This is a genomic window from Acidovorax sp. 69, assembly GCF_002797445.1.
Classification (GTDB): domain Bacteria; phylum Pseudomonadota; class Gammaproteobacteria; order Burkholderiales; family Burkholderiaceae_C; genus Acidovorax.
Genome location: NZ_PGEP01000001.1, coordinates 4,036,265 through 4,059,494, shown reverse-complemented (window position 1 = coordinate 4,059,494; position 23,230 = coordinate 4,036,265). Strand labels below are relative to the sequence as shown.

The 23,230-nt window shown below is 60.0% G+C and carries 25 protein-coding genes; 10 read left to right on the top strand and 15 right to left on the bottom strand.

Annotated elements, in window-relative coordinates:
- Nucleotides 1–21: 21 nt before the first annotated feature.
- Together CLU85_RS18635 and CLU85_RS18630 are read left to right on the top strand one after the other, a co-directional pair.
- The gene (locus tag CLU85_RS18635; protein ID WP_100411571.1) at nt 22–894 is read left to right on the top strand and encodes an ATP-binding protein; all 873 of its coding nucleotides are present in this window, start codon (nt 22–24) and stop codon (nt 892–894) included.
- A complete protein-coding gene (locus CLU85_RS18630) occupies nt 872–1,309 on the top strand; it encodes an NUDIX domain-containing protein (protein WP_100411570.1) in 438 nt (145 codons plus the stop codon). The genes CLU85_RS18635 and CLU85_RS18630 overlap by 23 nt, the downstream gene beginning before the upstream one ends.
- 94 nt (nt 1,310–1,403) lie before the next feature.
- On the opposite strand, the gene CLU85_RS18625 is transcribed toward CLU85_RS18630, so the two are convergent.
- The 7 genes from CLU85_RS18625 to CLU85_RS18595 all read right to left on the bottom strand — a co-directional run bounded on the left by CLU85_RS18625 (nt 1,404) and on the right by CLU85_RS18595 (nt 8,173).
- Nucleotides 1,404–1,622: a DNA gyrase inhibitor YacG gene (locus CLU85_RS18625; protein WP_100411569.1), complete on the bottom strand. Its 219-nt coding sequence runs from the start codon at nt 1,620–1,622 to the stop codon at nt 1,404–1,406.
- A 52-nt stretch (nt 1,623–1,674) separates the two neighbouring features.
- Nucleotides 1,675–2,430, bottom strand: coding sequence for a cell division protein ZapD (gene zapD / locus CLU85_RS18620; protein WP_100411568.1), 756 nt, complete (start codon nt 2,428–2,430; stop codon nt 1,675–1,677).
- Nucleotides 2,431–2,515: 85 nt separating this feature from the next.
- Nucleotides 2,516–3,136, bottom strand: a complete 621-nt coding sequence (gene coaE / locus CLU85_RS18615; RefSeq protein WP_100412642.1) for a dephospho-CoA kinase — start codon at nt 3,134–3,136, stop codon at nt 2,516–2,518.
- Between the two features lie 8 nt (nt 3,137–3,144).
- Nucleotides 3,145–4,017: an A24 family peptidase gene (locus tag CLU85_RS18610; protein WP_100411567.1), complete on the bottom strand. Its 873-nt coding sequence runs from the start codon at nt 4,015–4,017 to the stop codon at nt 3,145–3,147.
- Nucleotides 4,017–5,237: a type II secretion system F family protein gene (locus CLU85_RS18605; protein ID WP_100411566.1), complete on the bottom strand. Its 1,221-nt coding sequence runs from the start codon at nt 5,235–5,237 to the stop codon at nt 4,017–4,019. The genes CLU85_RS18610 and CLU85_RS18605 overlap by 1 nt, the downstream gene beginning before the upstream one ends.
- A 20-nt stretch (nt 5,238–5,257) precedes the next feature.
- On the bottom strand, nt 5,258–6,997 hold the full coding sequence (gene pilB / locus CLU85_RS18600; protein ID WP_100411565.1) for a type IV-A pilus assembly ATPase PilB: 1,740 nt from the start codon (nt 6,995–6,997) through the stop codon (nt 5,258–5,260).
- 246 nt (nt 6,998–7,243) lie between these two features.
- Entirely contained in the window at nt 7,244–8,173 is a 930-nt protein-coding gene (locus tag CLU85_RS18595) for a polyprenyl synthetase family protein (RefSeq protein ID WP_100411564.1), read from the bottom strand.
- 225 nt (nt 8,174–8,398) lie between these two features.
- Between CLU85_RS18595 and rplU the strand changes: the two genes are divergently transcribed.
- The 4 genes from rplU (at nt 8,399) to proB (ending at nt 11,471) form a co-directional block, all read left to right on the top strand.
- A complete protein-coding gene (gene rplU, locus CLU85_RS18590) occupies nt 8,399–8,710 on the top strand; it encodes a 50S ribosomal protein L21 (RefSeq protein WP_010462012.1) in 312 nt (103 codons plus the stop codon).
- A 16-nt stretch (nt 8,711–8,726) separates the two neighbouring features.
- Nucleotides 8,727–8,984, top strand: coding sequence for a 50S ribosomal protein L27 (gene rpmA, locus CLU85_RS18585; protein WP_100411563.1), 258 nt, complete (start codon nt 8,727–8,729; stop codon nt 8,982–8,984).
- A gap of 181 nt (nt 8,985–9,165) precedes the next feature.
- Nucleotides 9,166–10,236, top strand: a complete 1,071-nt coding sequence (gene cgtA, locus CLU85_RS18580) for an Obg family GTPase CgtA (protein WP_100411562.1) — start codon at nt 9,166–9,168, stop codon at nt 10,234–10,236.
- Nucleotides 10,237–10,328: 92 nt separating this feature from the next.
- Nucleotides 10,329–11,471 carry a glutamate 5-kinase gene (proB, locus tag CLU85_RS18575; protein ID WP_100411561.1) on the top strand — a complete coding sequence of 381 codons (1,143 nt, stop codon included), beginning with the start codon at nt 10,329–10,331 and terminating at the stop codon, nt 11,469–11,471.
- A 66-nt stretch (nt 11,472–11,537) separates the two neighbouring features.
- Here the strand turns inward: proB and CLU85_RS18570 are convergent, their stop codons facing one another.
- Complete coding sequence (locus CLU85_RS18570) at nt 11,538–12,218, bottom strand: RNA pyrophosphohydrolase (RefSeq protein ID WP_100411560.1); 681 nt, start codon at nt 12,216–12,218, stop codon at nt 11,538–11,540.
- A gap of 92 nt (nt 12,219–12,310) precedes the next feature.
- Between CLU85_RS18570 and CLU85_RS18565 the strand changes: the two genes are divergently transcribed.
- Both CLU85_RS18565 and CLU85_RS18560 read left to right on the top strand, forming a co-directional pair.
- On the top strand, nt 12,311–14,053 hold the full coding sequence (locus tag CLU85_RS18565) for a proline--tRNA ligase (protein ID WP_100411559.1): 1,743 nt from the start codon (nt 12,311–12,313) through the stop codon (nt 14,051–14,053).
- Nucleotides 14,050–14,748, top strand: coding sequence for a lytic transglycosylase domain-containing protein (locus CLU85_RS18560; RefSeq protein WP_100411558.1), 699 nt, complete (start codon nt 14,050–14,052; stop codon nt 14,746–14,748). The genes CLU85_RS18565 and CLU85_RS18560 overlap by 4 nt, the downstream gene beginning before the upstream one ends.
- A gap of 65 nt (nt 14,749–14,813) precedes the next feature.
- Here CLU85_RS18560 and CLU85_RS18555 read toward each other — a convergent pair whose 3' ends face one another.
- The 7 genes from CLU85_RS18555 to hemA form a co-directional block, all read right to left on the bottom strand.
- Nucleotides 14,814–16,175 carry a hemolysin family protein gene (locus CLU85_RS18555; protein ID WP_100411557.1) on the bottom strand — a complete coding sequence of 454 codons (1,362 nt, stop codon included), beginning with the start codon at nt 16,173–16,175 and terminating at the stop codon, nt 14,814–14,816.
- Nucleotides 16,176–16,293: 118 nt separating this feature from the next.
- The gene (locus CLU85_RS18550) at nt 16,294–17,301 is read right to left on the bottom strand and encodes an AAA family ATPase (RefSeq protein WP_100411556.1); all 1,008 of its coding nucleotides are present in this window, start codon (nt 17,299–17,301) and stop codon (nt 16,294–16,296) included.
- Nucleotides 17,302–17,465: 164 nt separating this feature from the next.
- Complete coding sequence (gene grxD / locus CLU85_RS18545; protein WP_100411555.1) at nt 17,466–17,789, bottom strand: Grx4 family monothiol glutaredoxin; 324 nt, start codon at nt 17,787–17,789, stop codon at nt 17,466–17,468.
- Nucleotides 17,790–17,851: 62 nt separating this feature from the next.
- Nucleotides 17,852–18,715, bottom strand: a complete 864-nt coding sequence (gene prmC, locus CLU85_RS18540) for a peptide chain release factor N(5)-glutamine methyltransferase (RefSeq protein WP_100411554.1) — start codon at nt 18,713–18,715, stop codon at nt 17,852–17,854.
- A gap of 72 nt (nt 18,716–18,787) precedes the next feature.
- A complete protein-coding gene (gene prfA, locus CLU85_RS18535) occupies nt 18,788–19,876 on the bottom strand; it encodes a peptide chain release factor 1 (protein WP_100411553.1) in 1,089 nt (362 codons plus the stop codon).
- A 94-nt stretch (nt 19,877–19,970) separates the two neighbouring features.
- Entirely contained in the window at nt 19,971–20,291 is a 321-nt protein-coding gene (locus tag CLU85_RS18530; RefSeq protein ID WP_100411552.1) for a hypothetical protein, read from the bottom strand.
- A 105-nt stretch (nt 20,292–20,396) separates the two neighbouring features.
- Nucleotides 20,397–21,704 carry a glutamyl-tRNA reductase gene (hemA, locus tag CLU85_RS18525; protein WP_100411551.1) on the bottom strand — a complete coding sequence of 436 codons (1,308 nt, stop codon included), beginning with the start codon at nt 21,702–21,704 and terminating at the stop codon, nt 20,397–20,399.
- A 72-nt stretch (nt 21,705–21,776) separates the two neighbouring features.
- On the opposite strand from hemA, the gene CLU85_RS18520 reads away from it, so the two are divergent.
- Together CLU85_RS18520 and CLU85_RS18515 are read left to right on the top strand one after the other, a co-directional pair.
- Complete coding sequence (locus CLU85_RS18520; protein ID WP_100411550.1) at nt 21,777–22,055, top strand: hypothetical protein; 279 nt, start codon at nt 21,777–21,779, stop codon at nt 22,053–22,055.
- A 152-nt stretch (nt 22,056–22,207) separates the two neighbouring features.
- Nucleotides 22,208–23,176, top strand: coding sequence for a tripartite tricarboxylate transporter substrate binding protein (locus CLU85_RS18515; RefSeq protein WP_100411549.1), 969 nt, complete (start codon nt 22,208–22,210; stop codon nt 23,174–23,176).
- Nucleotides 23,177–23,230: the final 54 nt, after the last annotated feature.

Below are 23,230 nucleotides of genomic sequence, written 5' to 3'. Positions count from 1 at the left end.
TGACAAGCGCCTGGTGCCGAAATGAATGAAAAATTTGAACATCTGATTGAGCGTGCCGAGCAGCTCATTGCCCGTATCGAGTCTGTGCTACCGCAGCCCCTGTGCGCACCGGATTGGTCGGCCTCTATTGCCTGGCGCTACCGCAAGCGCAGCAGCGGCCATGGCACGCTGGAGCCCGTGCGCCATGTGGCGGCGATGGGGCTGGCCGATCTCAAGGAAATCGATCCACAAAAGGAAAAAATCGAACGCAACACCCTGCAGTTCGTCCAGGGGAAGTCGGCCAACAATGTATTGCTGACCGGTGCGCGTGGCACCGGAAAGTCATCGCTTATCAAAGCTTGCCTGAATGCATACGCGGCCCAGGGTCTGCGCTTGATCGAGGTGGACAAGGCCGATTTGACGGATCTGCCCGATATCGTGGATGTGGTGTCCGATCGGCCCGAGAAATTCATCGTCTTTTGCGATGACCTGAGCTTTGAAGATGGGGAGCCGGGCTACAAGGCGCTCAAGTCTATTCTTGATGGGTCGGTTGCGGCGGCCACGCCCAATGTGCTGATCTATGCCACCAGCAACCGGCGCCATCTGTTGCCCGAGTACATGAAGGAGAACCTCACCTACACCCATACGGCCGATGGCGAAGTGCATCCCGGTGAGGTGGTGGAGGAAAAAATCTCCCTGTCGGAACGTTTTGGACTGTGGGTGAGTTTCTACCCTTTCAGTCAAGAGGAGTACCTGACCATCGCAGCCCAGTGGTTGTCGTCGCTGGATGTACCGGCCACTGCCATTGCTGAGGCGCGGCCCGAGGCGCTGGTCTGGGCGCTGGAGCGTGGCTCGCGCAGTGGCCGCGTGGCCTACCAGTTTGCGCGTGACTATGCGGGGCGGCACAGTGGCTGAGACACGCAAACATACCGAGGTGGCCGTGGGGATCTTGCTGCGGGAGGATGGCGCGATGTTGCTGTCCACGCGCCCGCCTGGCAAACCTTATGCGGGCTACTGGGAGTTTCCGGGTGGCAAGCTGGAGTCGGGTGAGACGGTCGAGCAGGCGCTACGCCGCGAGTTAGTCGAAGAACTGGGTGTGACCATCGGGCCAGCTAGTGTCTGGAAGGTCACCGAGCATGACTACCCCCATGCCTTGGTGCGCCTGCATTGGTGCAAGGTCTGGGCGTGGACGGGAGAGTTTGAAATGCGGGAGGGCCAAGTAATGGCCTGGCAGCAGATGCCCCTGAGCGTGGCGCCCGTGCTGCCCGGTGCTTATCCTGTGCTGCAATGGTTGGCGGAAGAACGTGGTCTTCCATTTTTGCCGGAGTGATGCAGTTTGCTGCAAATTTGATAGCTATTCACGCAGGTGAAGAAGCCGCTAGCACCTTGCTTCATATCAAATTTCGTCGGCTTGTTAGACCGGGTCAGTGTTGCAGCCGCGGATCTCCATACGGAGCGTCGGCGGGTGGAGCTTCTGCAGGCATGCGAAAGTCTTCGCTGGCCCAAGCACCAAGATCCACCTGTTTGCAGCGCTCACTGCAAAAGGGGCGATATACATTGGCAGGGCCGTAGACGCTGTCACCCCCACAGCAGGGGCAAGTGACGATGCGTGTGGCAGTATCGGTGCGCAGGGGGTGAACCATTCTGGTTGTTATCTTCAATGTCCTGACCTGCAGCTTCCCCTGTTCAGGAGGCTCAGGCGCACAGCGTTAGTTCAAATGCGGCGTCTTCGTTGCAGGCGTGGAGGCGGCCATCACCTTCCAACCGCATGAGTCGCACCGAGACAATCAAACGATTGCCACTGATTTCAGGAATCAGGTTCAGTGCCGGATCAATGCGCAGTCGCAGCAATTGGAACGTCCGGCCTTGCGGCAGGTTCTGCTGGAACTGTCCCCGCTCTGCAGCGACCTTCTGGGGAACACCCGAATCACGCAGCAGCTTGAGCAAGACATAAATCGACTCTGCCAGTGGCGCCAGCGTAGAGGCCCATTCCTCCAAGGCCTGTTGCCGGACTCCGGCTGCATGGTGCTGCCATGCGTAGTAGGCGGGTAGATCAAAGCCGCAGGTGCCGCCGGGAATCCCGATGCGGCTGCGTATGCTCATCAGCCAGTCATTTTCGGTCAGCGTGTGGCCAGATTTCCCCGTCTGGGTATTGAGGGCGATAAAACACCGGTCAAGTTGGGCGATCACTGAATCCAGCGCCGCTTCCGATATGGAGGGGTTGCCCCGGTAGCTGTCGAGTTGGTGCTTGTGTTTCTCGATGTCCTTGAGCACATCTGACTTCAGATCTGCCCGAGCGGCCACATCCATGATCTCGAAGATTGTGACCAAGGCGAAGTGGTGATCGAGTGCGTGGGAACGGGGGATCAACTCCCCCAGACGGCGAAACAACTGCTCAAGCCGCAGATAGGTTCTGAGACGCTCGTTAAAGGGGTATTCGTAAAGGATCACGCTGGCGGGTTCCTGGAGGCTCAGGGAGTATTCTGACGCCGGTGGCGCACGGCACGGTGTGAAAGCACAAACGGTTTCGTTCGCATCATAGCCCGAACAGCATCGCTGTCTGTGCTACCTGGGCCTGCAGCTCATCCAGTGTGCAGGAGGCTTCGTTGGCAATCACGATATCAGCCACCGCCCTGCGCGCACGGCGAGTGGCTTGGGATGCAATGATGCCCAGTACCGCCTCTTGGGTGAGCCCATTGCGCCGTATGACTCGCTCCATTTGTGTCTGCGTCGAACAATCGACGACCACCACCGCGTCGAGCTGGCGCGCCCATCGACCTGACTCTGCGAGCAGAGGAATGTCATGCACGATCAGTGGGGAGCCAGAGACCCCGGCTTGTTGTGCCTGGAGACCGCTCTGAAGGGTGACGAGCGGGTGAATGATGTTTTCCAGTCGGATGCGCGCCTCCGGAGTGCTGAACGCCAGTTCTCGCATGCGCGCACGATCCATCGCCCCGGACGCATCGACGTAGGCGTCGCCAAAAGCGCTGCGTATGGCTTCCATTGCAGCCCCTCGGGGCCCGGTGACGTCACGGGCGATCTGGTCTGCGTCAATCAAAGTGGCGCCCATGGAGACCAGCATGTCACCGACAGTGCTCTTGCCGCTACCGATACCGCCGGTAAGGCCCAGCCGCCACGGGGTCCTCTTTGTCGCCATCGCCAAGATCAAAGACCCAGCAGTTTCAGTATGGTAGCCAGGATCGCGTTGGGCCCGAACACCATCGCAGTGAACCCCGCGCCCACGAGAAAGGGGCCAAAAGGGATATATCCCCCCTCGCGCAAGCTGCTGAAAATCTTCATTGCGATACCAATAATGGCGCCAATGACCGAAGACATCAAAATGATGGGCACCAGCGCCTGCCAGCCAAACCAAGCCCCAAGCGCAGCAAACAGCTTGAAGTCACCGTACCCCATTCCCTCTTTTCCGGTTGCCAGCTTGAAGCCCCAGTAGACCAGCCAAAGGGAGAGATATCCCCCCACTGCCCCCATCACGGACGCATACAGCGGGACTTCAATCCATTGCATGGCAGCAGACAACAACCCCGCCCACAGCAGCGGCAGGGTGATGTCATCCGGCAGAAGGGTCGTGTCCCAGTCGATGAACGCCAGTGCCACAAGGGCTGCCGAAAACCCGCACCATGCAACGCCAGCGGGTGTGGCACCCCAACGGTAGATGCAAAAGTAGAAAAGTGCACCTGTTGCGATCTCGACCAACGGGTAACGAGGACTGATGCGCGTCTTGCATGCCGAGCAGCGACCGCGCAAGAACAGGTAGCTCAGCACCGGGACATTTTCATACCACTGCACCACGTGCCCACAGGAGGGGCAACGTGACCGAGGTGTCATCAAGTTGAAGGGGGGTTGGGTGTCTGCCAGAGAGTCCTTGCCCTGATTCGCTGCATCCATTTGGGCCAACTCTGCCGCCCATTGCCGCTCCATCATTTTCGGAAGGCGGTAAATAACAACGTTCAGGAAACTACCGAGTAGCAATCCAATCACGCCGCCAAATGCAGCGTCCCACCACGCGTCCAGGACCATTACACAACCTGACCGAGTTTGAAGATAGGAAGGTACATCGAAACAACGATACCCCCGATCAAGGTTCCAAGGAAAACGATGATGATGGGTTCCATCAAACTGGACAGGCCTGCAACCATGTCATCCACTTCTGCCTCGTAAAAATCGGCGGCCTTGCCGAGCATGTGGTCAATCGAACCCGACTCTTCCCCAATGGCACACATTTGGAGAACCATGGACGGGAAGATATTGGCGTTGCCCATTGCCGCTGTCAGGCTGGTGCCGGTGGACACTTCCTGCTGAATTTTGTCGGTTGCCAGCAAATAGACGGAGTTGCCCGCAGCGCCGCCGACGGAGTCGAGCGCCTCGACGAGGGGGACTCCAGCGGCAAACATGGTGGACAGTGTGCGAGTCCAGCGTGCTACACATGATTTGTCGATCAAAGCCCCAAAAACGGGAATGCGCAACAGAACGCGGTCCATGAACATTTGCATCTTTTCATTGCGCCGCCACGCTTGCATGAAAAAGAAGAAACCACCACCGATTACCCCAAAGATCAGCCACCACCATTTGACGAAAATTTCACTGACCGCGATCACAAAGAGTGTGGGTGCAGGAAGATCTGCGCCAAACGAAGTGAATACTTCCTTGAAAGCAGGTATCACAAAAAGCATAATAACTGTCACGACTACAAACGCGACAATAACCACCGAAATGGGATACATCAAGGCAGATTTAATCTTTGACTTGATTGCCTCCGTTTTTTCCATGTATGTGGCGAGTCGATCCAGCAAAGCTTCCAAAATACCGGCAGACTCACCAGCCTCCACCAAGTTGCAATAGAGGCTGTCGAAGTACATTGGGTACTTGCGAAAAGCACCATTCAGTGAGGTGCCTGTTTCAATATCTGCTCGAACGTCATTGAGCAGTTTGGTGACACTGGCATTGGTATTTCCCCGGCCCACAATATCAAAAGATTGAAGCAGCGGGACGCCTGCCTTCATCATTGTTGCCAGCTGGCGTGTAAATAATGCAATGTCTTTTGGCTTGATTTTCTTGCCAGAGCGCATGCGGCGCTTTTTGATTTTTGTGGGGAAAACGCCTTGGCGGCGCAGCGTAGCCTGCACCTGGTTCTCGCCAGAGGCACGAATCTCGCCTCTGACGATTTTCCCATTGCGGTCCTTGCCTTCCCACTCGAAGACAAAATCTTTGATATCTCTTTTTGATGCTACGGTCGCCATACTGCCCTCGTCAGTGGATGCTATTCGTTGGTGACGGCCAAAACTTCTTCAAGGGAAGTCATGCCTAACTTGGCTTTGTGCAGCCCTGATGTCCGTAGTGAGCGTACGCCCTCAGCCCGTGCCTGCTCGGCAATTTCCAGGGCACTTCCATCGCGCAGGATGATGCGCTGAATTTCCTCGGAAATGGGCATGACCTGATAGATGCCCACCCGGCCCTTGTAGCCGTTGTTGCAAGCAGGGCACCCAACGGGTCGGTAAGTCACCCAAGACCCATCAATTTCATGCTCCGCATAGCCTGCCTCGACCAACGTTTCATGGGGTATATCCGCTGGGGTCTTGCATACAGGGCACAATCTGCGTGCTAATCGCTGCGCGGTGATTAGTATCACACTGGATGCAATATTAAATGGGGCAATGCCCATATTGCGCATGCGCGTCAGCGTAGTGGGAGCATCATTCGTGTGCAGAGTAGACAGCACCAAGTGTCCAGTTTGCGCTGCTTTGATCGAAATATCTGCAGTTTCCAGATCCCGAATTTCGCCAACCATGATGATGTCGGGATCTTGTCGCAAGAATGATTTCAAAGCCACCGCAAAAGTCATTCCTGCTTTCTCGTTAACATTGACTTGGTTAACGCCTGGAAGATTGATTTCGGATGGGTCTTCTGCTGTTGCAATATTGACGCCAGGTTTGTTGAGAAGGTTAAGACAGGTGTATAGGGAGACTGTCTTTCCAGAGCCTGTAGGGCCTGTAACCAAGATCATTCCATAGGGGCGACCAATCGCTTGGATGAGACGTTCCTTTTCTACAGGTTCATAACCCAAGGCATCGATACCAAGTTTCGCGCTGCTTGGGTCCAGAATGCGGATAACTATTTTTTCCCCAAACAACGTGGGCAAAGTACTCACCCGAAAGTCAATGACTCTGTCTGGGCCCACTTTCAGCTTCATGCGACCATCTTGTGGCACGCGTTTTTCTGAGATGTCCAGCCGTGAAATAACTTTGATTCGCGATGCTAATTTATCTTTGATCGCGATTGGAGGGGAAGCAATTTCACGCAACTCTCCATCGATCCGGAATCGAACGCGATATTGGTGTTCGTAGGGTTCAAAATGCAAGTCGGACGCACGCATATTAAATGCATCCAAAAGCATCTTGTGGAGAAACTTGACAATAGGCGCGTCTTCAACTTCGGTGACGCCCGTGTCCGCTTCTTCGGGTGCAGTTTCGATGGAAACATCGTCAAATTCAAAATCACCGCCGCCGCTCACCAGCGTGTCCATCGATTCGCTGGTGGATTTGGTGGTCGCTTCTACAAGTCGGCTTAGCTTGTCGTACTCCGCAATGATCCAATCAACCCCCATCTGGGTGGTGAATTTGATTTTCTCAGCGGCCTCCTGATCGGTCGGATCTGCTGTCGCAACGATCAGGCGGTTATTGCGTTTACTAAGGACAACAACACGATATGACTGACATATTTTGTTGTCCAGCAGCTCCTTGGGCAGGCGCTGAGGGTCAATGGCATCGAGATCAAGAAGTGGTGCCCCAAATACTGCAGACACGGTGTGTGCCAAATCAGCCGCAGATACTGCCCCGGAGCCTGTTAGCTCGGCAATAAAGCTGGTCCGACTGATTTGTGATTTTTTGTAAATGTCCTCGGCTGACTTTTGGGTCAGTTTGCCCGCAGACATCAAAGCCCGACCCAGTCCAGGAAGTGCGACTGCAGAGGCTTCTTTGGGGGCAGTATCAACAGCGGCCATGTAACCGGTAATGTGTTAGGTGTGGAAAAGAAACCATCCTATCATCACCGATTGCGTGAAGGGTGTACAGCGCCCGATATTGGTAACTGCGCCACAAAAGGGGTGCAAATGGCGGTGCAAGCGCGTGATTTATGGTCAGGGTGAGGGACGGAACTTCCGGCCTCTACGTCCCGAACTAGCGCGCAATCAGGTCAAGCTGCGCCCCGCAGACGATCATAGTATTCATGCGCGAACGTAATGGATGTCTCAGTTGCGTCGGGTGAGCAACTGTGCTGCCAATTCCAGCAAGCCTTGGGAGTACGCATTGGTGGGTAGTTGCTCGGCAGCCGCCATCGCTCGGCGGGCCTCGGCGAAGGCTGCCGCACGCGTGACCTCCAACGCGCCGGTGGCTCGGACGATGCTGACAATTTCACTCAGTCGCTCTGTTGAGCCTTGCTCGATGGCTTGTCGCACAATCAACGCCTGATTGGGCGTGCCTCGCTCCATTGCTGCAATCAGTGGCAGCGTGGACTTGCCTTCCCGCAGGTCGTCCCCCAGGTTTTTGCCCATTTCCGCAGCATCGCCATCGTAGTCGAGGACATCGTCGATGATCTGGAACGCAGTACCCAGTGCCTGTCCGTACGTTGCGCACGCTTCTTCGACCTCGCGGGGGCTGCAGGCCAAGACGGCTCCGAGTCTTGCGCTCGCTTCAAACAGTTTGGCAGTTTTGGAGCGAATCACGCGCAAGTAGCCCGCCTCATCCAGCGAGGCGTCGTGCATATTCATGAGTTGGAGGACCTCTCCTTCCGCGATCACGTTGGTGGCCTCGGAGAGGATTTCCATAATCCTCATGCTTCCGGCCTCCACCATCATCTGAAAGGAGCGGGTGTGCAGGAAGTCGCCCACCAGCACGCTGGCGGGGTTTCCGAAAGTTTCGTTGGCCGTGGCGCGTCCACGCCGCAGGGTAGAGGCGTCTACGACGTCGTCATGCAGTAACGTGGCCGTGTGAATCAATTCAACCACCCCAGCGAGGCTGAAACGATGTGCTCCGTTGTAGCCCAATGCTCCGCACACCATCAATAGCAGCGCGGGCCGGAGCCGCTTGCCCCCCGCAGCGATGATGTACTGTGATATTTGCGCCACCAGCGGCACGCTGGATGTCAGGCGCTGAGCAATGACCTTGTCAACCTCGTGCATGTCGTTTGCAACGAGCGTGAGGGGGATGCAGCGGGGGCGGTATGGTCAGTCAAGATGGCGGTCGCAGAAAGTGCCCGGATTATAGGAAGACCTGCGAGCAGGCATCGTGCTGCGGCGCGCACACTTTGCAGATCCCCGACGGGGGTCTTGACGGCTTAAAGATGATGCACTATAGTCATGGGCTCTGTAGAAATTCGTCTGCAGAACTCATATCAAGAGGTCAACATGTACGCGGTCATAAAAACCGGCGGCAAGCAGTATCGCGTTGCTTCCGGCGAAAAAATTAAAGTAGAACAGATTGCTGCGGACGTAGGCCAGGAAATTGTGATCGATCAGGTTTTGGCAGTCGGCAACGGCGCTGAACTCAAGATCGGTACGCCCCTGGTGTCCGGCGCAACCGTGAAAGCCACTGTTGTGGCCCACGGCAAGCACGACAAAGTGCACATCTTCAAGATGCGCCGTCGCAAGCACTATCAAAAACGCCAAGGCCATCGCCAGCAGTTCACTGAACTGCAAATCGGTGCGATTGCTGCTTAATCGAGGGAGCTGAGTCATGGCACAGAAAAAAGGCGGCGGCTCTACGCGAAACGGGCGCGACTCCAAGCCAAAGATGCTGGGTGTCAAAGCGTTCGGTGGTGAACTGATCAGCGCTGGCTCGATCATCGTGCGCCAACGTGGCACACGTTTCCACCCCGGTAACAACGTTGGCGTGGGCAAGGATCACACTTTGTTCGCACTGGTGGACGGCCATGTGTCGTTCGGTACCAAGGGTGCATTGTCCAAGTCCACGGTCAATGTGATCCCCGCCTAAGGTTTCCCCCTAGGCTACCTTCGAAGCCCCGCTTTGCCGGGGCTTTGTTGTTTGGTCTGTACGATGACGCGTTCGTGTTGTCTGTCTGTGGCGCCCGAAAAAAGGCGCTCCGCTTGCCGCCGTCAAAATTAGCAAGCCTGCTTGCGGTCGAGCTCGCGCCTCTTTGTAAACTGGATATCCCATGAAGTTCGTCGATGAAGCCTTTATTGACATTGCTGCCGGTGACGGTGGCAATGGCTGCGTGTCATTCCGGCACGAAAAATACAAGGAGTTCGGTGGACCCAATGGGGGGGATGGGGGACGTGGCGGCCACGTGTTTGCAGTGGCTGACCCCAATCTGAACACGTTGGTGGATTTCCGATATTCGCGGCGCCACGAAGCCAAACGAGGCGAACATGGAATGGGCTCGGATATGTTTGGAGCCGCAGGCACTGACATCACCCTCAAGATGCCTGTGGGGACCATCATCACGGATGCAGAAACGGGTGAGGTGTTATACGAACTGCTCAACCCAGGTGAGGTGATCACCATTGCCAAGGGCGGTGATGGCGGATTTGGCAATATGCGCTTCAAAAGCGCCATCAACCGTGCTCCGCGCCAGAAGACGCCAGGCTGGCCTGGTGAAAAGAAGAACCTGAAGCTCGAACTGAAGGTGCTTGCCGATGTGGGGCTTCTGGGCATGCCAAATGCGGGCAAGTCCACCTTTATCACGGCAGTTTCGAATGCCCGACCCAAGATCGCCGATTACCCATTCACTACGCTGCACCCGAATTTGGGTGTCGTGCGCGTGGGGCCCGAGCAGAGTTTTGTGGTCGCCGACATCCCCGGCTTGATTGAGGGGGCTTCCGAAGGGGCTGGGTTGGGCCACCAATTCCTGCGTCATCTTCAGCGTACGCGCCTGTTGTTGCACATTGTGGATTTGGCACCGTTTGACGATGCGGTGGACCCTGTGGCGCAGGCCAAAGCCATCGTCAATGAACTCAAGAAGTACGACCAACAGCTCTACAACAAGCCGCGCTGGCTGGTGCTTAACAAGCTGGACATGGTCCCATCCGACGAGCGGGAGGCGAGAGTCAAAGACTTTGTGAAGCGCTTCAAGTGGAAGGGGCCTGTGTTTGAGATATCCGCTTTGACACGTGAAGGCTGCGAGCCGTTGATCCACGCCATCTTCCGCCACGTGCAGTCCGAGCAGCGCATAGAAAATGAGCCGGTTGAAGTGGATCCGCGGTTTGCTGGAGATGCGCCTGCCTGACGGCACTTTGTTGTCGCTCTGAAGGACTGCTATATTTTTAATAGCTTCCGACGCTTGATGAATAAGCGCTGGTGGCTCAAATGACTTAAAAGATGGTTTCCAGCGTATTGCGAGATGCCCGCAGGATCGTGGTCAAAGTGGGCTCCAGCCTTGTGACCAACGAAGGTCGTGGTTTGGATGAAGCGGCCATCGGTGAGTGGAGCCGCCAGCTGGCGGCTCTGGTGCGTGGCGACGGCGGTGCCCCGCGTGAGGTCGTGATGGTGTCCAGCGGCGCTATCGCAGAGGGAATGAAGCGACTGGGTTGGACCACGCGACCGCAGGAAATCCATGAGTTGCAGGCCGCGGCAGCGGTGGGACAAATGGGCTTGGCGCAGATGTATGAGACCAAACTGCGCGAACAGGGCATGGGCAGTGCCCAGGTGTTGCTGACACACGCTGATCTGGCAGACCGAGAGCGGTATTTGAACGCGCGTTCGACCTTGCTCACGCTGCTGCGACTGGGTGTGGTGCCAGTGATCAATGAGAACGATACGGTTGTCAATGACGAAATCAAGTTTGGCGACAACGACACATTGGGCGCCCTGGTGGCCAATCTGGTGGAGGCTGACGCGCTGATCATCCTCACCGATCAAAAGGGGCTGTACACCGCCGATCCGCGCCGTGATCCATCGGCTCAGTTTGTGCATGAGGCCAAGGCCGGAGATCTGGCGCTGGAAGCGATGGCGGGTGGTGCGGGCTCCAGCATTGGCAAGGGCGGCATGATTACCAAAATACTGGCCGCCAAACGTGCAGCGGGCTCGGGCGCATCTACCGTCATTGCCTGGGGGCGCGAGTCCGATGTGCTGGTTCGTCTGGTGGAGGGGGAGGCGCTGGGTACCTTGCTGGTGGCACAAACCCAGAAAAAGCAGGCCCGCAAACAGTGGATGGCGGACCATTTGCAACTGCGGGGTTCCGTGGTCGTGGATGCTGGGGCCGCAGCCAAGGTGCGTGATGAAGGCAAGAGCCTGTTGCCCATTGGTATGACGGCCGTTGAAGGCGATTTTTCACGCGGCGATGTGATTGCTGTGAGAGATGTTTCGGGCGCTGAGATTGCGCGTGGCTTGGCGAACTATGCCGCCGCCGAAGCGCGCCTGCTGTGCCGCAAGCCATCGGCTGAATTTGAAAAACTGCTGGGCTACATGGCCGAGCCCGAGATGGTGCACCGGGACAATCTGGTGCTGGCGGCCGGTTCCTGATCGACTGCTGCGCACCAGCACAAAAAAATGCCTGCAGTTGCAGGCATTTTTTTGTGGGTGCGGTGCTCACCGCGGAGTGGTTGTCGTCATGGACGGCGGTATCCCATCGAGCTCGCCCGGCATGCTGTTTTGTGGGTCTGGGTCAAAACTGGCGCCTGGCGGTAGTTCCATTCCTGGATTGATGAGCATGGAGCCAGTGCGGTACATGCTTGCTCCCGCGTGGTCGCCTTCACGCGTACGCATGCCGCTGCGCAGGTAGCGATTGCGCTGCTCATACCGCGGCAGATACCGTGATAGTTCGGTGAGCGCCATTTCATAGACGCCTCTTTTGAATTCAACCACTACGTCCAGAGGAACCCAGTAGTCATTCCAACGCCATGCATCAAATTCCGGATGGTTGGTGGCACGAAGGTTCAAATCCCAGTCGTGGCCCACCAGTTGCAGCAAATACCAGATTTGTTTCTGGCCCTTGTAATGTCCGCGTGCATCGCGGCGGATGTACCGGTCAGGCACCTCATAGCGCAACCAGTCCCGGGTGCGGGCCACCACGCGCACGTGGTCAGGCAATAATCCCACCTCTTCGTGCAGCTCACGAAACATGGCCTGCTCGGGGGTCTCGCCCCGGTCAATGCCACCTTGCGGAAACTGCCAGCTGTGGGTGCGTATGCGCTTGCCCCAGAACACCTGGTTTTTCTGGTTGAGCAGGATGATGCCGACGTTCGGCCGAAAGCCGTCCCGGTCAAGCATAATCAAACCCCAAATTTTTAAACTGTGTCCATTATGCACGGCGCCTAGCGCGCAGCAAGTGGACCGCTCTGTTCTGCCTGAAATCGATTCCGATGAAAGCCTCCCAATTCTTTATTTCCACCCTCAAGGAAGCCCCGGCTGACGCCGAAGTGGTCAGCCACAAACTCATGATGCGGGCGGGGCTGATCAAGAAGCTGGGTGCTGGCATTTACAACTACATGCCTATGGGCCTCAGGGTGATCCGCAAGGTGGAAGCCATCGTGCGGGAGGAAATGAACCGCGCAGGCGCCGTGGAGCTGACCATGCCCGTGGTGCAACCTGCGGAGCTTTGGCAGGAGACGGGGCGGTTTGACAAGATGGGCCCTGAGCTGCTGCGTATCCAAGACCGCCATGGCCGCGACTTCATCGTGCAGCCTACCAGCGAAGAAGTGGTGACTGACATCGCTCGCCAGGAACTCAAAAGTTACAAGCAACTGCCCAAGAACTTCTATCAAATCCAGACCAAGTTCCGCGACGAGCGACGCCCACGCTTTGGCCTGATGCGGGGGCGTGAATTCATCATGAAGGACGCCTACAGTTTTGACCGCGATCAGGTGGCGGCCAAAGCCAGCTACCAGGTCATGGCACAGGCCTACCGGCGCATCTTCGACCGCTTTGGCCTGACCTACCGCGCTGTGGCCGCTGACAGCGGCGCCATTGGTGGCGATCTGAGCGAAGAGTTCCAGGTGATCGCAGCTACCGGCGAAGACGCCATCGTCTACTGCCCACAAAGCGACTACGCCGCCAATATGGAAAAGGCCGAAGCCCTGGCGCCTGTGGGGCCGCGCGCCACGGCTGCCCAGGCTTTGACCAAGACCGCCACCCCTGGCAAGAGCACCTGCGCTGATGTGGCCGAGTTGCTGGGTGTACCGCTCAAGACCACGGTGAAGTCGCTGGTGCTGGCCACCGATGAAACCAACGAAGCGGGCGAGATCGTCAAGAGCCAGGTGTGGTTGCTGCTGCTGCGCGGTGACCATGACATGAACGAGATCAAGGTGGGCAAGGTGCCCGGCCTGGCGGGTTTCCGTTTTGCCACATTGGGCGAAATCGAAGAGCACTTTGGCTGCAAGCCCGGCTATCTCGGTCCCATCGGTCTTCAAAAGCCTCTGAAGATGGTAGTGGACCGCGACGTTGCACGGATGGCCGATTGGATCTGCGGCGCCAACGAAGCGGATTTCCACATCACTGGCGTCAATTGGGCACGTGACCTCCCCGAGCCGGACGTTGTGGCCGACCTTCGCAATGTGGTGGCGGGCGACCTTTCACCAGATGGCAAAGGTGAACTTGCCATCGAGCGCGGCATCGAAGTAGGCCATGTGTTCTACCTGGGTACCAAGTACAGCCGCGCCATGAATGCGACCTTCCTCGACGAGAACGGCAAACCCCAGCCATTGGAGATGGGCTGCTACGGCATTGGCGTGACCCGTCTTCCTGCGGCCGCTATCGAGCAGAACCATGATGAACGCGGCATCATTTGGCCAGACGCGATTGCTCCGTTCACCGTGGTGATTTGTCCGGTCGGCATGGATCGTAGCGAAGCCGTGAAAGCCACGGCCGAGCAGCTTTACGCCGACCTGCTGGCCGCTGGTGTGGACGTGATCCTGGATGACCGGGGGGAGCGCCCTGGCGCCATGTTTGCTGACTGGGAGTTGATTGGCGTGCCCCATCGCGTGACCGTTGGTGACAAGAGTCTCAAGGAAGGTGTGGTCGAGTACCAGCACCGCCGTGACGCTGCACCCGCCAAGGTGGCAGTTGCGGACATTTTCTCCCATGTGAAGGGCCGCATGGTCGTATGAGTCATCTGGAAGCATCTTCTTCTGGCCGACTTGCCGCCGCTGCAGGGGGGCTGTCTCGGCGTGCCTGCCTGGTCTCTGTGGCCTCGCTGTCTGCGCCGGCCGCATGGCTTGCCGCGCCACAGGCTGCGTATGCCGGAGGTCAGCTGGAAGAGCCGTTGATGGACTCCGTACGCACGGCATTGAGTTCGGCCGTTGTCAACCAGGCGCCGCCAGAGCCAGAGTTTGTCACCACCGAGTCCCGCCTGCACTACCTGCGCTGGCTGGGCACACAGAGCGACCGTCTGCGCCGCCGCAAGCCGGAATGGGAAGTTCGCCGCGATTTTCTGCAGACCGTCTGGTACGAGTCCAAAAGAGCGGGGCTGGATGTGTCACTGGTCCTCGGGCTTATTCAGGTGGAAAGTGGCTTTCGCAAGTTTGCAGTTTCCAGTGTAGGGGCCAGAGGCTACATGCAGGTCATGCCGTTTTGGACGCGGGTGATCGGTGATGGAGATGCTGGCAAGTTGTTTCACATGCAGACCAATTTGCGCTTTGGCTGCGTCATCCTGCGCCATTACATTGACCGGGAGCAGGGCGATCTCTTTCTGGCTTTGGGGCGCTACAACGGCAGCCGGGGCCGCTCTCCGTATCCCGATGCGGTGTTTGGCGCGCAGCGTGGCTGGGCGTTTGTTGATCGGCCCCACGCGCCCGCTGTCTGACGGGCGCAGGCCGCACGCGTGTGGCCTGGGTTGCGTGTGGTGTATTCAGGCGGAGCGGGGCTGACCTACTTGCCCTGCTGCGTGGCAGCAGTCGCATCCTGGAGGACCGGTGGCGGGGGTGGATGGCTTCCGCTGTGGGATGCACTCAGGCGCGAGACCATGACCTGATCGATGCGGTAACTGTCCACATCCAGCACCTCGAACTTGTAGCCCCCCCAGCTCACGCTGTCGGTGCGACGGGGTACACGCCGCAACATCACCATTAAAAATCCTGCCAGCGTTTCATATTCACCGGTATGGGGAAGCTCGTCGAGCGAGAGGGCGTGCAGCACGTCTTCGACCGGTGTGACGCCGTCGATGAGCCATGAATCTTCATCGCGCCGCACGATCTGCTCTTCATCCGCCGGGCCCACCAGGTCGCCCATCACGGTGCTCATCACGTCGTTCAGCGTCACCACACCCACCACCAGGCTGTATTCGTTCACGATGACCGCAAAGTCTTCATGCACTTGGCGGAATTGCTCCAGCACTTCGGACAGGGTGAGCCGGTCCGGCACGATGAGCACCTTGCGCACCAGGCTGTCATCTGCCAGCGAAATGGGCTGGTTGTTCAGCACGCGCTGGAACAGGTCTTTCGCGTCCACGTAGCCGACCACATGGTCGATGTCGCCCTCACACACGGGGTAGGTCGAAAACGGCTCTGCGGCAATGCGCAGGCGAATGACGGAGTCTGGCTCGTCGCGCAGAAAAAACGCAATCCGGTCGCGGGGTGACATGGCGCTGGAGACGGTGCGTGTGTCGAGTTCAAACACATTGGTGATGACCTGCTGTTCGCGCGCCGCCAGCACACCGGCCCGGGCGCCTGCTTCCATCATCGCCAGAATGTCATCGGATGTGATGCGGTCGTCGCGCAGCGACGACAGCCCCAGCAGGCGGAACAGCGCATCGGCGCCCCGGCTGTAGAACCACACCAGCGGGCGCAGCAGCGCCGTGCACCAGGCCATGGGTTGGGCCAGGCGCACCACCAGCCGCTCGGGCTCTGCCATGCCCAGGCGCTTGGGGAACAGGTCGGCAAAAAGGATGAACAACGAGGTAATGACAAGAAAGGACGCCAGAAAGCCTGCTTTTTCTGCCGTCGATTCGGACAGCCACAGCGCAAACAGCGCGCTGAAGTGGGGGCTCAATGCGCCTTCGCCCACGATACCGCCCAGGATGGCCACGGCGTTTTGGCCCACCTGCACCACGGTGAAGTAGTCACCCGGCTGCTCTTGCATGCGCAACACCCGGTCCGCGCGCGCATCGCCCTCGTCGGCCATCTGCCGCAGCCGCAGCCGGCGTGCCGCCGCGAGCGAGATCTCGGCCATGGAAAAGAAGGCGCTGGCTGCGATCAGCAGCACGATGACGAAGAGGCTTTGGGACAGGGTCATGGAGAGAGAGGGCGGCACAGGCCTGGGCACACCAGCGCTCCGAGTGTATCTGCGTGCCTTGTGGGCGGAGACCGATACCGGCGGCACCCCTGTGCGGCGCCGGTGTCTATCGATAGTGCTACTGCACGAAGCCGATGCGACTGCGCCCCGAGGCGGCCTTGGGCAAATCGGCGATTTCTACAGTGCAGCGGTGGTCCAGCCGGGCATTGCCAAAGCCGGTCATCAGTGCGCGCCGCATCTCGCGCGGTGGCATCTGGGCCAGGTGGTCGAGCACGTCGTCCAGAGGCTCGGGGTCCAGCAGGCGACCCCAGTCGTGGCCCGCCCGGATGCCGGTGTACAGATTGCGGGCGATGGCACGCGCCTGCTCCTGCGTGGGGGCGATCACTTCGAACACGTTCATGCGGTTCAGGATGGGGTCCGGGATGCCTCGGGTGTCGTTGGCCGTGGTGATCCAGATCACCTGGCTGGCGTCGATGGCGATTTCGGCAAACTCGTCAGTAAAGCTCTGTGCGGTGTCATGCTCCAGCAGGCTGTACAGAGCGCCCAGCGGGTCGTACTGGGCATCGGTGCTGGCCTTGTCAATTTCGTCCACCACGATGACAGGATTGGCGTATTCGCCCTCTACCAGTGCTTCGAACACCTTGCCGGGCCGGGCGCCTTTCCATTGGGAGGACGAACCCGACAGCAGCCAGCCCGCTGTCATGGAACTCATGGGCAAAAGGTTCATACCCGTTCCCAGCAGCTCGGCCAGGTGGCGTGCAAAGTGGGTTTTGCCAATGCCGGGCGGGCCCAGCAGCAGCATGGGCGTGACCTCCAGGCCATCGCTGCTGTCCTGGGCCAGGGCCACGTGGCGTTTCACGTCGTCCAGCACCTCGGTGAAGTTGGGCAACAGCTCGTACAGGCTGGCCATGTCGGGGATGCCCGAGGGCTTGACCTGAAAACGCTCCGGGCCGCGCTCCAGCATGCGTTCATACACGGTGCGCAGGGTTTCGTACTCGCGCTGGTTGCCCGACTCCTGCAGCCGTGCGAGCTTGCGCTCGACATCGCCCGGGTGGAACACGTTGCGCATCTGGGCCACGGGCAGGCGCAGGGCCGGTGGCTGGGGAACAAGGCTATGGCTGGTCATTGCATGCTCCTTGTGATGTGGGTCACACAATCATTCAAGCACACAACATGCCTGCACCAATATCGGAAAAGCCCCCGAATGGTGCTTCTGTTGCCGCCAAGCCCCATAAAAGCCAAAGGCCGCCCAAGGGCGGCCTGTCTGGGGTGATGCCCTGGAGGGCGTTCTCAGGCTTCTGTGCCCAGCACCTGCTTGAGTTCGCCCGACTCATACATCTCCATCATGATGTCCGAGCCGCCGATGAACTCGCCCTTCACGTACAGCTGCGGAATCGTGGGCCAGTTGCTGTATTCCTTGATGCCCTGGCGGATTTCTTCGTCTTCCAGCACGTTCACGGTGACCACGCTCTTGGGGTCTACGCCGCAGGCCTTCAGGATCTGGATGGCACGGCCCGAAAAGCCGCACATGGGGAAGCTGGCGTTGCCCTTCATGAACAGAAGGATGTCGCTGGATTTGACGAGGGCGTCGATGCGTTGTTGTGGATCGCTCATGGGGATGCTCCTGAAAAGGGGTCTGGGCGGACAAGGTCGCCGCCGTGTTGGGACTGGGTGGATTATTTCACTGTCTGCGCCGTCTGCCACACACCACCCGTACAACGCGCAATGCCTGCGAGGTCATTACGGCTTTGAACCTGCACAAACCCCTGCGCCAGCAACAACGCCTGCACAGCATCTGCCTGGTCGTGGCCGTGCTCCAGCAGCAACCAGCCGCCGGGCGTGAGGTGTGCGGGGGCCTGGGTCACGATGGTGCGGATGCCGTCGAGCCCATCGGTGCCGCTGGCCAGGGCCTGCAGGGGCTCATGGGTCAACGCGGCCAGGTGCGGGTCGGCACTGGCGATATAGGGGGGATTGGAGACGATGGCGTCGAACATCCCCTCAACCCCTTGCAGCCAGTTTCCCTGCTGAAACCGCACGGGCAGGCCCAGCCGCTCTGCGTTGGCCTGCGCAACGGCCAGTGCATCGGCACTGGTGTCCACCGCCAATACCTGTGCATCGGGGCGCTGGCTTTGCAGTGCCAGCGCAATGGCGCCGCTGCCGGTGCCCAGGTCCAGGATGCGGGGCGGCCGCAGCGAATCGGTCTGTGGGGCGATGGCTTCCAGTGCCCAGTCCACCAGCGTTTCGGTATCCGGGCGCGGGTCCAGCACGCGGGCGTCCACGTGCAGCGGCAGGCCGTAGAACTCCTTGCGCCCGGTCAGGTAGGCCACGGGTTCGCCCGCCGCGCGGCGCTGGCACAGGACGATGAACTGGGCGTGCTCTGCCTCAGCCATCGCGTCCGTGTCGTGTGCCAGCAGCCAGGCGCGGCCTGCATCGGGGCGGCCCACGGCGTGCAGCAGCAGCAGTTGCGCGTCGATGCGCGCCAAGCCCAGGGTGTGGGCCTGGGCCAAAGCCAGGGCGAGGGTGGGTGTGGTGCTGTTCACTATGATTTTTATAGCTGCTAGCGCTTATCAATCAAGCGCGAGAGGCTTATTTGAGTTAATTTCTGAGGGAGATCAGCCCGTGCTGCCCGTCTCCAGCTCTTCCAGTTGCTCGGCCTCGCGGGCGTGGGCCAGGGCTTGCAGCACGTCGCCCAGGTCGCCTTCCATCACGTACAGCAGCTTGTACAGCGTGAGGTTGATGCGGTGGTCGGTGAGGCGCCCCTGCGGGAAGTTATAGGTGCGGATACGGTCGCTGCGGTCGCCGCTGCCGATCAGGCCCTTGCGCAGCGCGGCCTCTTTGGCGGCGCGCTCGCTGCGGTCTTTTTCTTGAATGCGCGCCTGCAGCACTTGCAGCGCCTTGGCCTTGTTGGCGTGCTGGCTGCGGCCGTCCTGGCATTCGGCCACGATGCCGGTGGGCAAGTGCACCACGCGCACGGCCGAGTCGGTCTTGTTGATGTGCTGGCCGCCCGCGCCGGATGCGCGGAAGGTGTCGATGCGCAGGTCGGCCGGGTTGAGCTTGATGGCCTCATGCTCGTCGGGCTCGGGCATCACGGCCACGGTGCAGGCGCTGGTGTGGATGCGTCCCTGGGTTTCGGTGGCGGGCACGCGCTGCACGCGGTGGCCGCCGGATTCGAATTTGAGGGCGCCGTAGACATGGTCGCCTTCGATGCGCAGCACGATTTCCTTGTAGCCGCCCAGCTCGGCCGCGTTCTCGCTCACGATCTCCACCTTCCAGCCCACGCGGTCTGCGTAGCGCATGTACATGCGGGCCAGGTCACCCGCAAACAGGGCCGATTCGTCGCCACCCGTGCCCGCCCGGATTTCCATGAAGGCGTTGCGGGAGTCGTCGGGGTCCTTGGGCAGCAGCAGGCGCTGCAGTTCGTCTTCGAGCTGCAGCAAATCGGCTTCGGCGGCGGTGATTTCTTCCTGCGCCATCTCCGCCATGTCGGGGTCAGTCAGCATCTCGCGCGCACCGGCCAGGTCGGTCTCGCGCTGCAGAAAACGGGCATAGCGGCCGGCCACCTGGGTGACCTCGGCATGCTCGCGCGACAGCACGCGGTACTGCGCCATGTCGGCCATGATGTCTTCGCGCGAGAGCAAAAAGTCGAGTTCGCCCAGACGCTGCGCGTAGCGTTCCAGCTGGCTTCGGAGAAAAGGTTTCATTCGGAATCGTGGTTTTGCTACTAAAAAAGTAGCTGTTAGCGCTTATGTGACAGGCACTACATAAAAAAATGGTTAAAAAAAATGGCGCAAAAATTCAGTGGGCTCCGTCCAGAATCCAGCGCGCCAGCACCCTTGCGCTTTCTTCGCTCAGGTGCTCGTGGGCGCCAATGCGGCCCACGAGGCGCGGCTTGCGCAATTCCCCGATGAGGTGGTCTTCGGCGCCGTTTCCTCCGCGGCGCTTGGCCGAGTGGTCTGCCAGCTCCTTGAAGCTGGGCGCGTTGGGGTGGAACGCGTTGCTGTGGCAGTTGTTGCACCCCATTTCCACGGCCAGCGCGGAACTGGCCTGGGCGAGTGGGCTGGCCGACAGGGTGACAGCCAAGGCAATGGAAAGGGCGGTGTAGTGCAGGTAGGCCATGGGCTGGATTTTCAGGTGAGGGGAAACAGCGGGCAGCCGGGGCTGCCGAACCGGCGTTGCCCCGAACCCACCCGTTGGAGGGCGGGCCAAGGCGGCAGAGCGGCGCTACAGGCCGGTCTTGCTTTGCGAGCGCAGGAACAGGCGCGAGACGGTCTGCGCCGTCTGGGCACGCATTTCAGCGTCGCCTGCGCGCAGCTCGGCCAGGGTGCCGTGCAGCATTTTTTGCGTCAGGCCGCGTGACAGCGCCTCCAGCACGGCGTCCACATCCTCGCCCTTGGACAGCAGCTTCTTGGCGCGGGCAATTTCAGCAGCGCGCCATTCGTCCGTTTGGGCGTTGAGCTGCTGGATCAGTGGTACCACGCCGCCGGCAGCACCAGCGGGGCTGCGCAGCTCCATCCAGTGCATGAAGCTCTGCACGCCCGCATCGATGATGGCCTCGGCCTGCGCCACGGCGGCCTGCCGGTTGGCCTGCGCGGTTTGCACCACGGTGGCCAGGTCGTCCACGGTGTACAGGTACACGTCACCCAGGGCTTTGACTTCGGGTTCGATGTCGCGTGGCACAGCCAGGTCGACCATGAAGATGGGGCGGTGGCGGCGCTTCTTGAGCGCACGCTCCACGGCGCCCAGCCCGATGATGGGCAGGCTGCTGGCGGTGCAGCTGATGACGGCGTCGAACTCGTGCAGTCGCTCGGGCAGGTCGGCCAGGCGCATCACCTCGCCGCCAAAGCGGGTGGCGAGCTTTTCGCCGCGCTCCAGCGTGCGGTTGGCAATGGCGATCTGCTTGGGGTTCTTGGCCGCGAAGTGTGTGGCACACAGCTCGATCATTTCGCCCGCACCCACAAACAGCACGCGGATCTTGGTGAGGTCTTCAAACAGCTGGCTGGCCAGGCGCACGGCGGCGGCGGCCATGCTGATGCTGTGTGCGCCAATCTCGGTGCTGGTACGCACCTCCTTGGCCACGGCAAAGCTGCGTTGAAACAGCTGGTTGAGCGTGGTGCCCAGGGCGCCTGCTGTTTCGGCGGCGCGCACGGCGTCCTTCATCTGGCCCAGGATCTGGGCTTCGCCCAGCACCATCGAATCGAGCCCGCTGGCCACGCGGAAGGCGTGGCGAGCCACCAGGCTGTCTTCGAGTGTGTAAGAGTGCGAGCGCAGCAGCGCGGGGCTCACGCCACCGCTTTGGGCCAGCCAGCCCAGCGTGTGGTCCATGGCGGCCTGGTCGCCAGCGCAGTAGATTTCGGTGCGGTTGCAGGTGGAGATGATGGCTGTCTCCACCCCCGGGTGGCTGCTGCTGGTGCCCAGCGACTGGCGCAAACCGTGCAGCGTGGGGGCGATCTGGTCGAGCGCGAACGCGAACCTGCCGCGCAGATCGAGCGGCGCGGTGGTGTGGTTGATGCCGAGGGCCCAGACTGCCATAAGCTCAGATTATAAAATTGTTGGCCCGAACAGGCGGCCCTGCTTGTTCAAGCCTTGATTTGGGTCAATTCCATGGGTCCTTTGGACATCGTCAACCACCTCCTCAACTTTGCTGCACCCGCTGCTGCCTTGGCCTTGCTGCTAACGCTTTTCAGGCGATTGATCGGGGCCAAGGCGGCGGCATCCCTGCCGTGGTGGCGGCATGCCGCCGCTGTTTTTGGCGTCGGTATCGCCACGCTTCTGGTGGGGGTCGTGGTGTGGGGTCGTGACGGCAAGATGCTGACCTATGCCGCTTTGGTGGTGGCCTGTGCGACCTGTCAGTGGGTTTTGGTGCGCGGCTGGAAGGCCTGACGGGCCTCGCACTCTGAGGGTTTGCGAGGGCAGATTGGTGCCGGTTTGCGCCCTGAGGTCTGGTAGCCTTTGGGCTCGTTCTGTGGCGCGGGCGCCAGGCCCCGGCCGCTGACACAGGCGCACCGATAACACCGATTGCCGGAGACAACCCCATGACACTGATGCGTACCTGGATCACCCTTGCGGCTGGTCTTGCCTTGTCTGCGATCGCGCACGCGCAGGCCTTTCCCACCAAGCCTATTCGCATCGTGGTGGGGTTCCCGGCCGGCGGACCGCTGGACCAGCATGCCCGTTTGCTGACCGACAAGCTGCAGGGGGTGCTCGGCCAGCCGGTGGTGATGGACTACAAGGCGGGAGCAGGTGGCACGGTGGGCGCGCAGGATGTGATGAAAGCGCCGCCCGACGGCCACACCCTCATGCTGGCCAACACGGGGGTGATGGTCATCAATCCCGCGCTCTACAGCCGCCTGCCCTATGCCACGCTCAGGGACTTCACGCCCATCGCGCGCACCGCCATGCAGCCGCTGGCGCTGCTGGTGAACACCAATGTGCCCGCCAAGAACCTGCAGGAGTTCATGGCCTATGCCAAGTCGCGGCCGGGCCAGGTCAACTTTGGCTCGGCAGGCAATGGTGGCATCAGCCACCTGGTGCCCGAGATGTTCAAGACGGCCACGGGCCTGTTCATGGTGCACATCCCGTACCGTGGCAGTGCCCCGGCGTTCACTGACCTCATGGGTGGACAGGTGCAGTTCATGGCCGAGAGCATTCCGCAGGCCGCCGCGTACCACAAGCAGGGCAAGGTGCGCGCCCTGGCCGTGACGAGCCGCGAGCGCAACCCCGCGCTGCCTGAGGTGCCCACGGTGATCGAGAGTGGCCTCAAGGGCTTTGAGGTGGTGGGTTTCTATGGCTTTCTGGCCCCGGCGGGCACCCCCAAGGACGTGGTCAGCAAACTCAGCGATGCCCTGGGGCAGGTGCTGCAGATGCCCGATGTGCGCAACCGCATGGTGAGCCAGGGCGCAGACCCGGCATTTCTGGGGGCCGACGACTTTGCGAAGTTCCTGGCCGCAGAGACGCCACGTTGGGCGGATGCTGTGAAAAAGTCGGGCGCCAAGCTCGATTGATGTGGGCCGTCGGGGTGGGCCGTGCAGCCCCCTGGCCCGTTGCCAGTGAGTCAA

Excerpts from the sequence above, each read along its gene's own strand:
- grxD (WP_100411555.1), bottom strand. The coding sequence starts at position 17,789 with ATGAGCGATCCACAACAACGCATCGACGCCCTCGTCAAATCCAGCGAC.
- cgtA (WP_100411562.1), top strand. The coding sequence starts at position 9,166 with ATGAAGTTCGTCGATGAAGCCTTTATTGACATTGCTGCCGGTGACGGT.
- rplU (WP_010462012.1), top strand. The coding sequence starts at position 8,399 with ATGTACGCGGTCATAAAAACCGGCGGCAAGCAGTATCGCGTTGCTTCC.
- CLU85_RS18550 (WP_100411556.1), bottom strand. The coding sequence starts at position 17,301 with ATGACCAGCCATAGCCTTGTTCCCCAGCCACCGGCCCTGCGCCTGCCC.
- CLU85_RS18605 (WP_100411566.1), bottom strand. The coding sequence starts at position 5,237 with ATGGCGACCGTAGCATCAAAAAGAGATATCAAAGATTTTGTCTTCGAG.
- CLU85_RS18520 (WP_100411550.1), top strand. The coding sequence starts at position 21,777 with ATGGGTCCTTTGGACATCGTCAACCACCTCCTCAACTTTGCTGCACCC.
- proB (WP_100411561.1), top strand. The coding sequence starts at position 10,329 with ATGGTTTCCAGCGTATTGCGAGATGCCCGCAGGATCGTGGTCAAAGTG.
- coaE (WP_100412642.1), bottom strand. The coding sequence starts at position 3,136 with ATGGCGACAAAGAGGACCCCGTGGCGGCTGGGCCTTACCGGCGGTATC.
- hemA (WP_100411551.1), bottom strand. The coding sequence starts at position 21,704 with ATGGCAGTCTGGGCCCTCGGCATCAACCACACCACCGCGCCGCTCGAT.
- rpmA (WP_100411563.1), top strand. The coding sequence starts at position 8,727 with ATGGCACAGAAAAAAGGCGGCGGCTCTACGCGAAACGGGCGCGACTCC.
- CLU85_RS18595 (WP_100411564.1), bottom strand. The coding sequence starts at position 8,173 with ATGCACGAGGTTGACAAGGTCATTGCTCAGCGCCTGACATCCAGCGTG.
- CLU85_RS18625 (WP_100411569.1), bottom strand. The coding sequence starts at position 1,622 with ATGGTTCACCCCCTGCGCACCGATACTGCCACACGCATCGTCACTTGC.
- prfA (WP_100411553.1), bottom strand. The coding sequence starts at position 19,876 with ATGAAACCTTTTCTCCGAAGCCAGCTGGAACGCTACGCGCAGCGTCTG.
- CLU85_RS18610 (WP_100411567.1), bottom strand. The coding sequence starts at position 4,017 with ATGGTCCTGGACGCGTGGTGGGACGCTGCATTTGGCGGCGTGATTGGA.
- CLU85_RS18530 (WP_100411552.1), bottom strand. The coding sequence starts at position 20,291 with ATGGCCTACCTGCACTACACCGCCCTTTCCATTGCCTTGGCTGTCACC.
- CLU85_RS18515 (WP_100411549.1), top strand. The coding sequence starts at position 22,208 with ATGACACTGATGCGTACCTGGATCACCCTTGCGGCTGGTCTTGCCTTG.
- CLU85_RS18560 (WP_100411558.1), top strand. The coding sequence starts at position 14,050 with ATGAGTCATCTGGAAGCATCTTCTTCTGGCCGACTTGCCGCCGCTGCA.
- CLU85_RS18555 (WP_100411557.1), bottom strand. The coding sequence starts at position 16,175 with ATGACCCTGTCCCAAAGCCTCTTCGTCATCGTGCTGCTGATCGCAGCC.
- CLU85_RS18630 (WP_100411570.1), top strand. The coding sequence starts at position 872 with ATGCGGGGCGGCACAGTGGCTGAGACACGCAAACATACCGAGGTGGCC.
- CLU85_RS18570 (WP_100411560.1), bottom strand. The coding sequence starts at position 12,218 with ATGCTTGACCGGGACGGCTTTCGGCCGAACGTCGGCATCATCCTGCTC.
- pilB (WP_100411565.1), bottom strand. The coding sequence starts at position 6,997 with ATGGCCGCTGTTGATACTGCCCCCAAAGAAGCCTCTGCAGTCGCACTT.
- CLU85_RS18635 (WP_100411571.1), top strand. The coding sequence starts at position 22 with ATGAATGAAAAATTTGAACATCTGATTGAGCGTGCCGAGCAGCTCATT.
- CLU85_RS18565 (WP_100411559.1), top strand. The coding sequence starts at position 12,311 with ATGAAAGCCTCCCAATTCTTTATTTCCACCCTCAAGGAAGCCCCGGCT.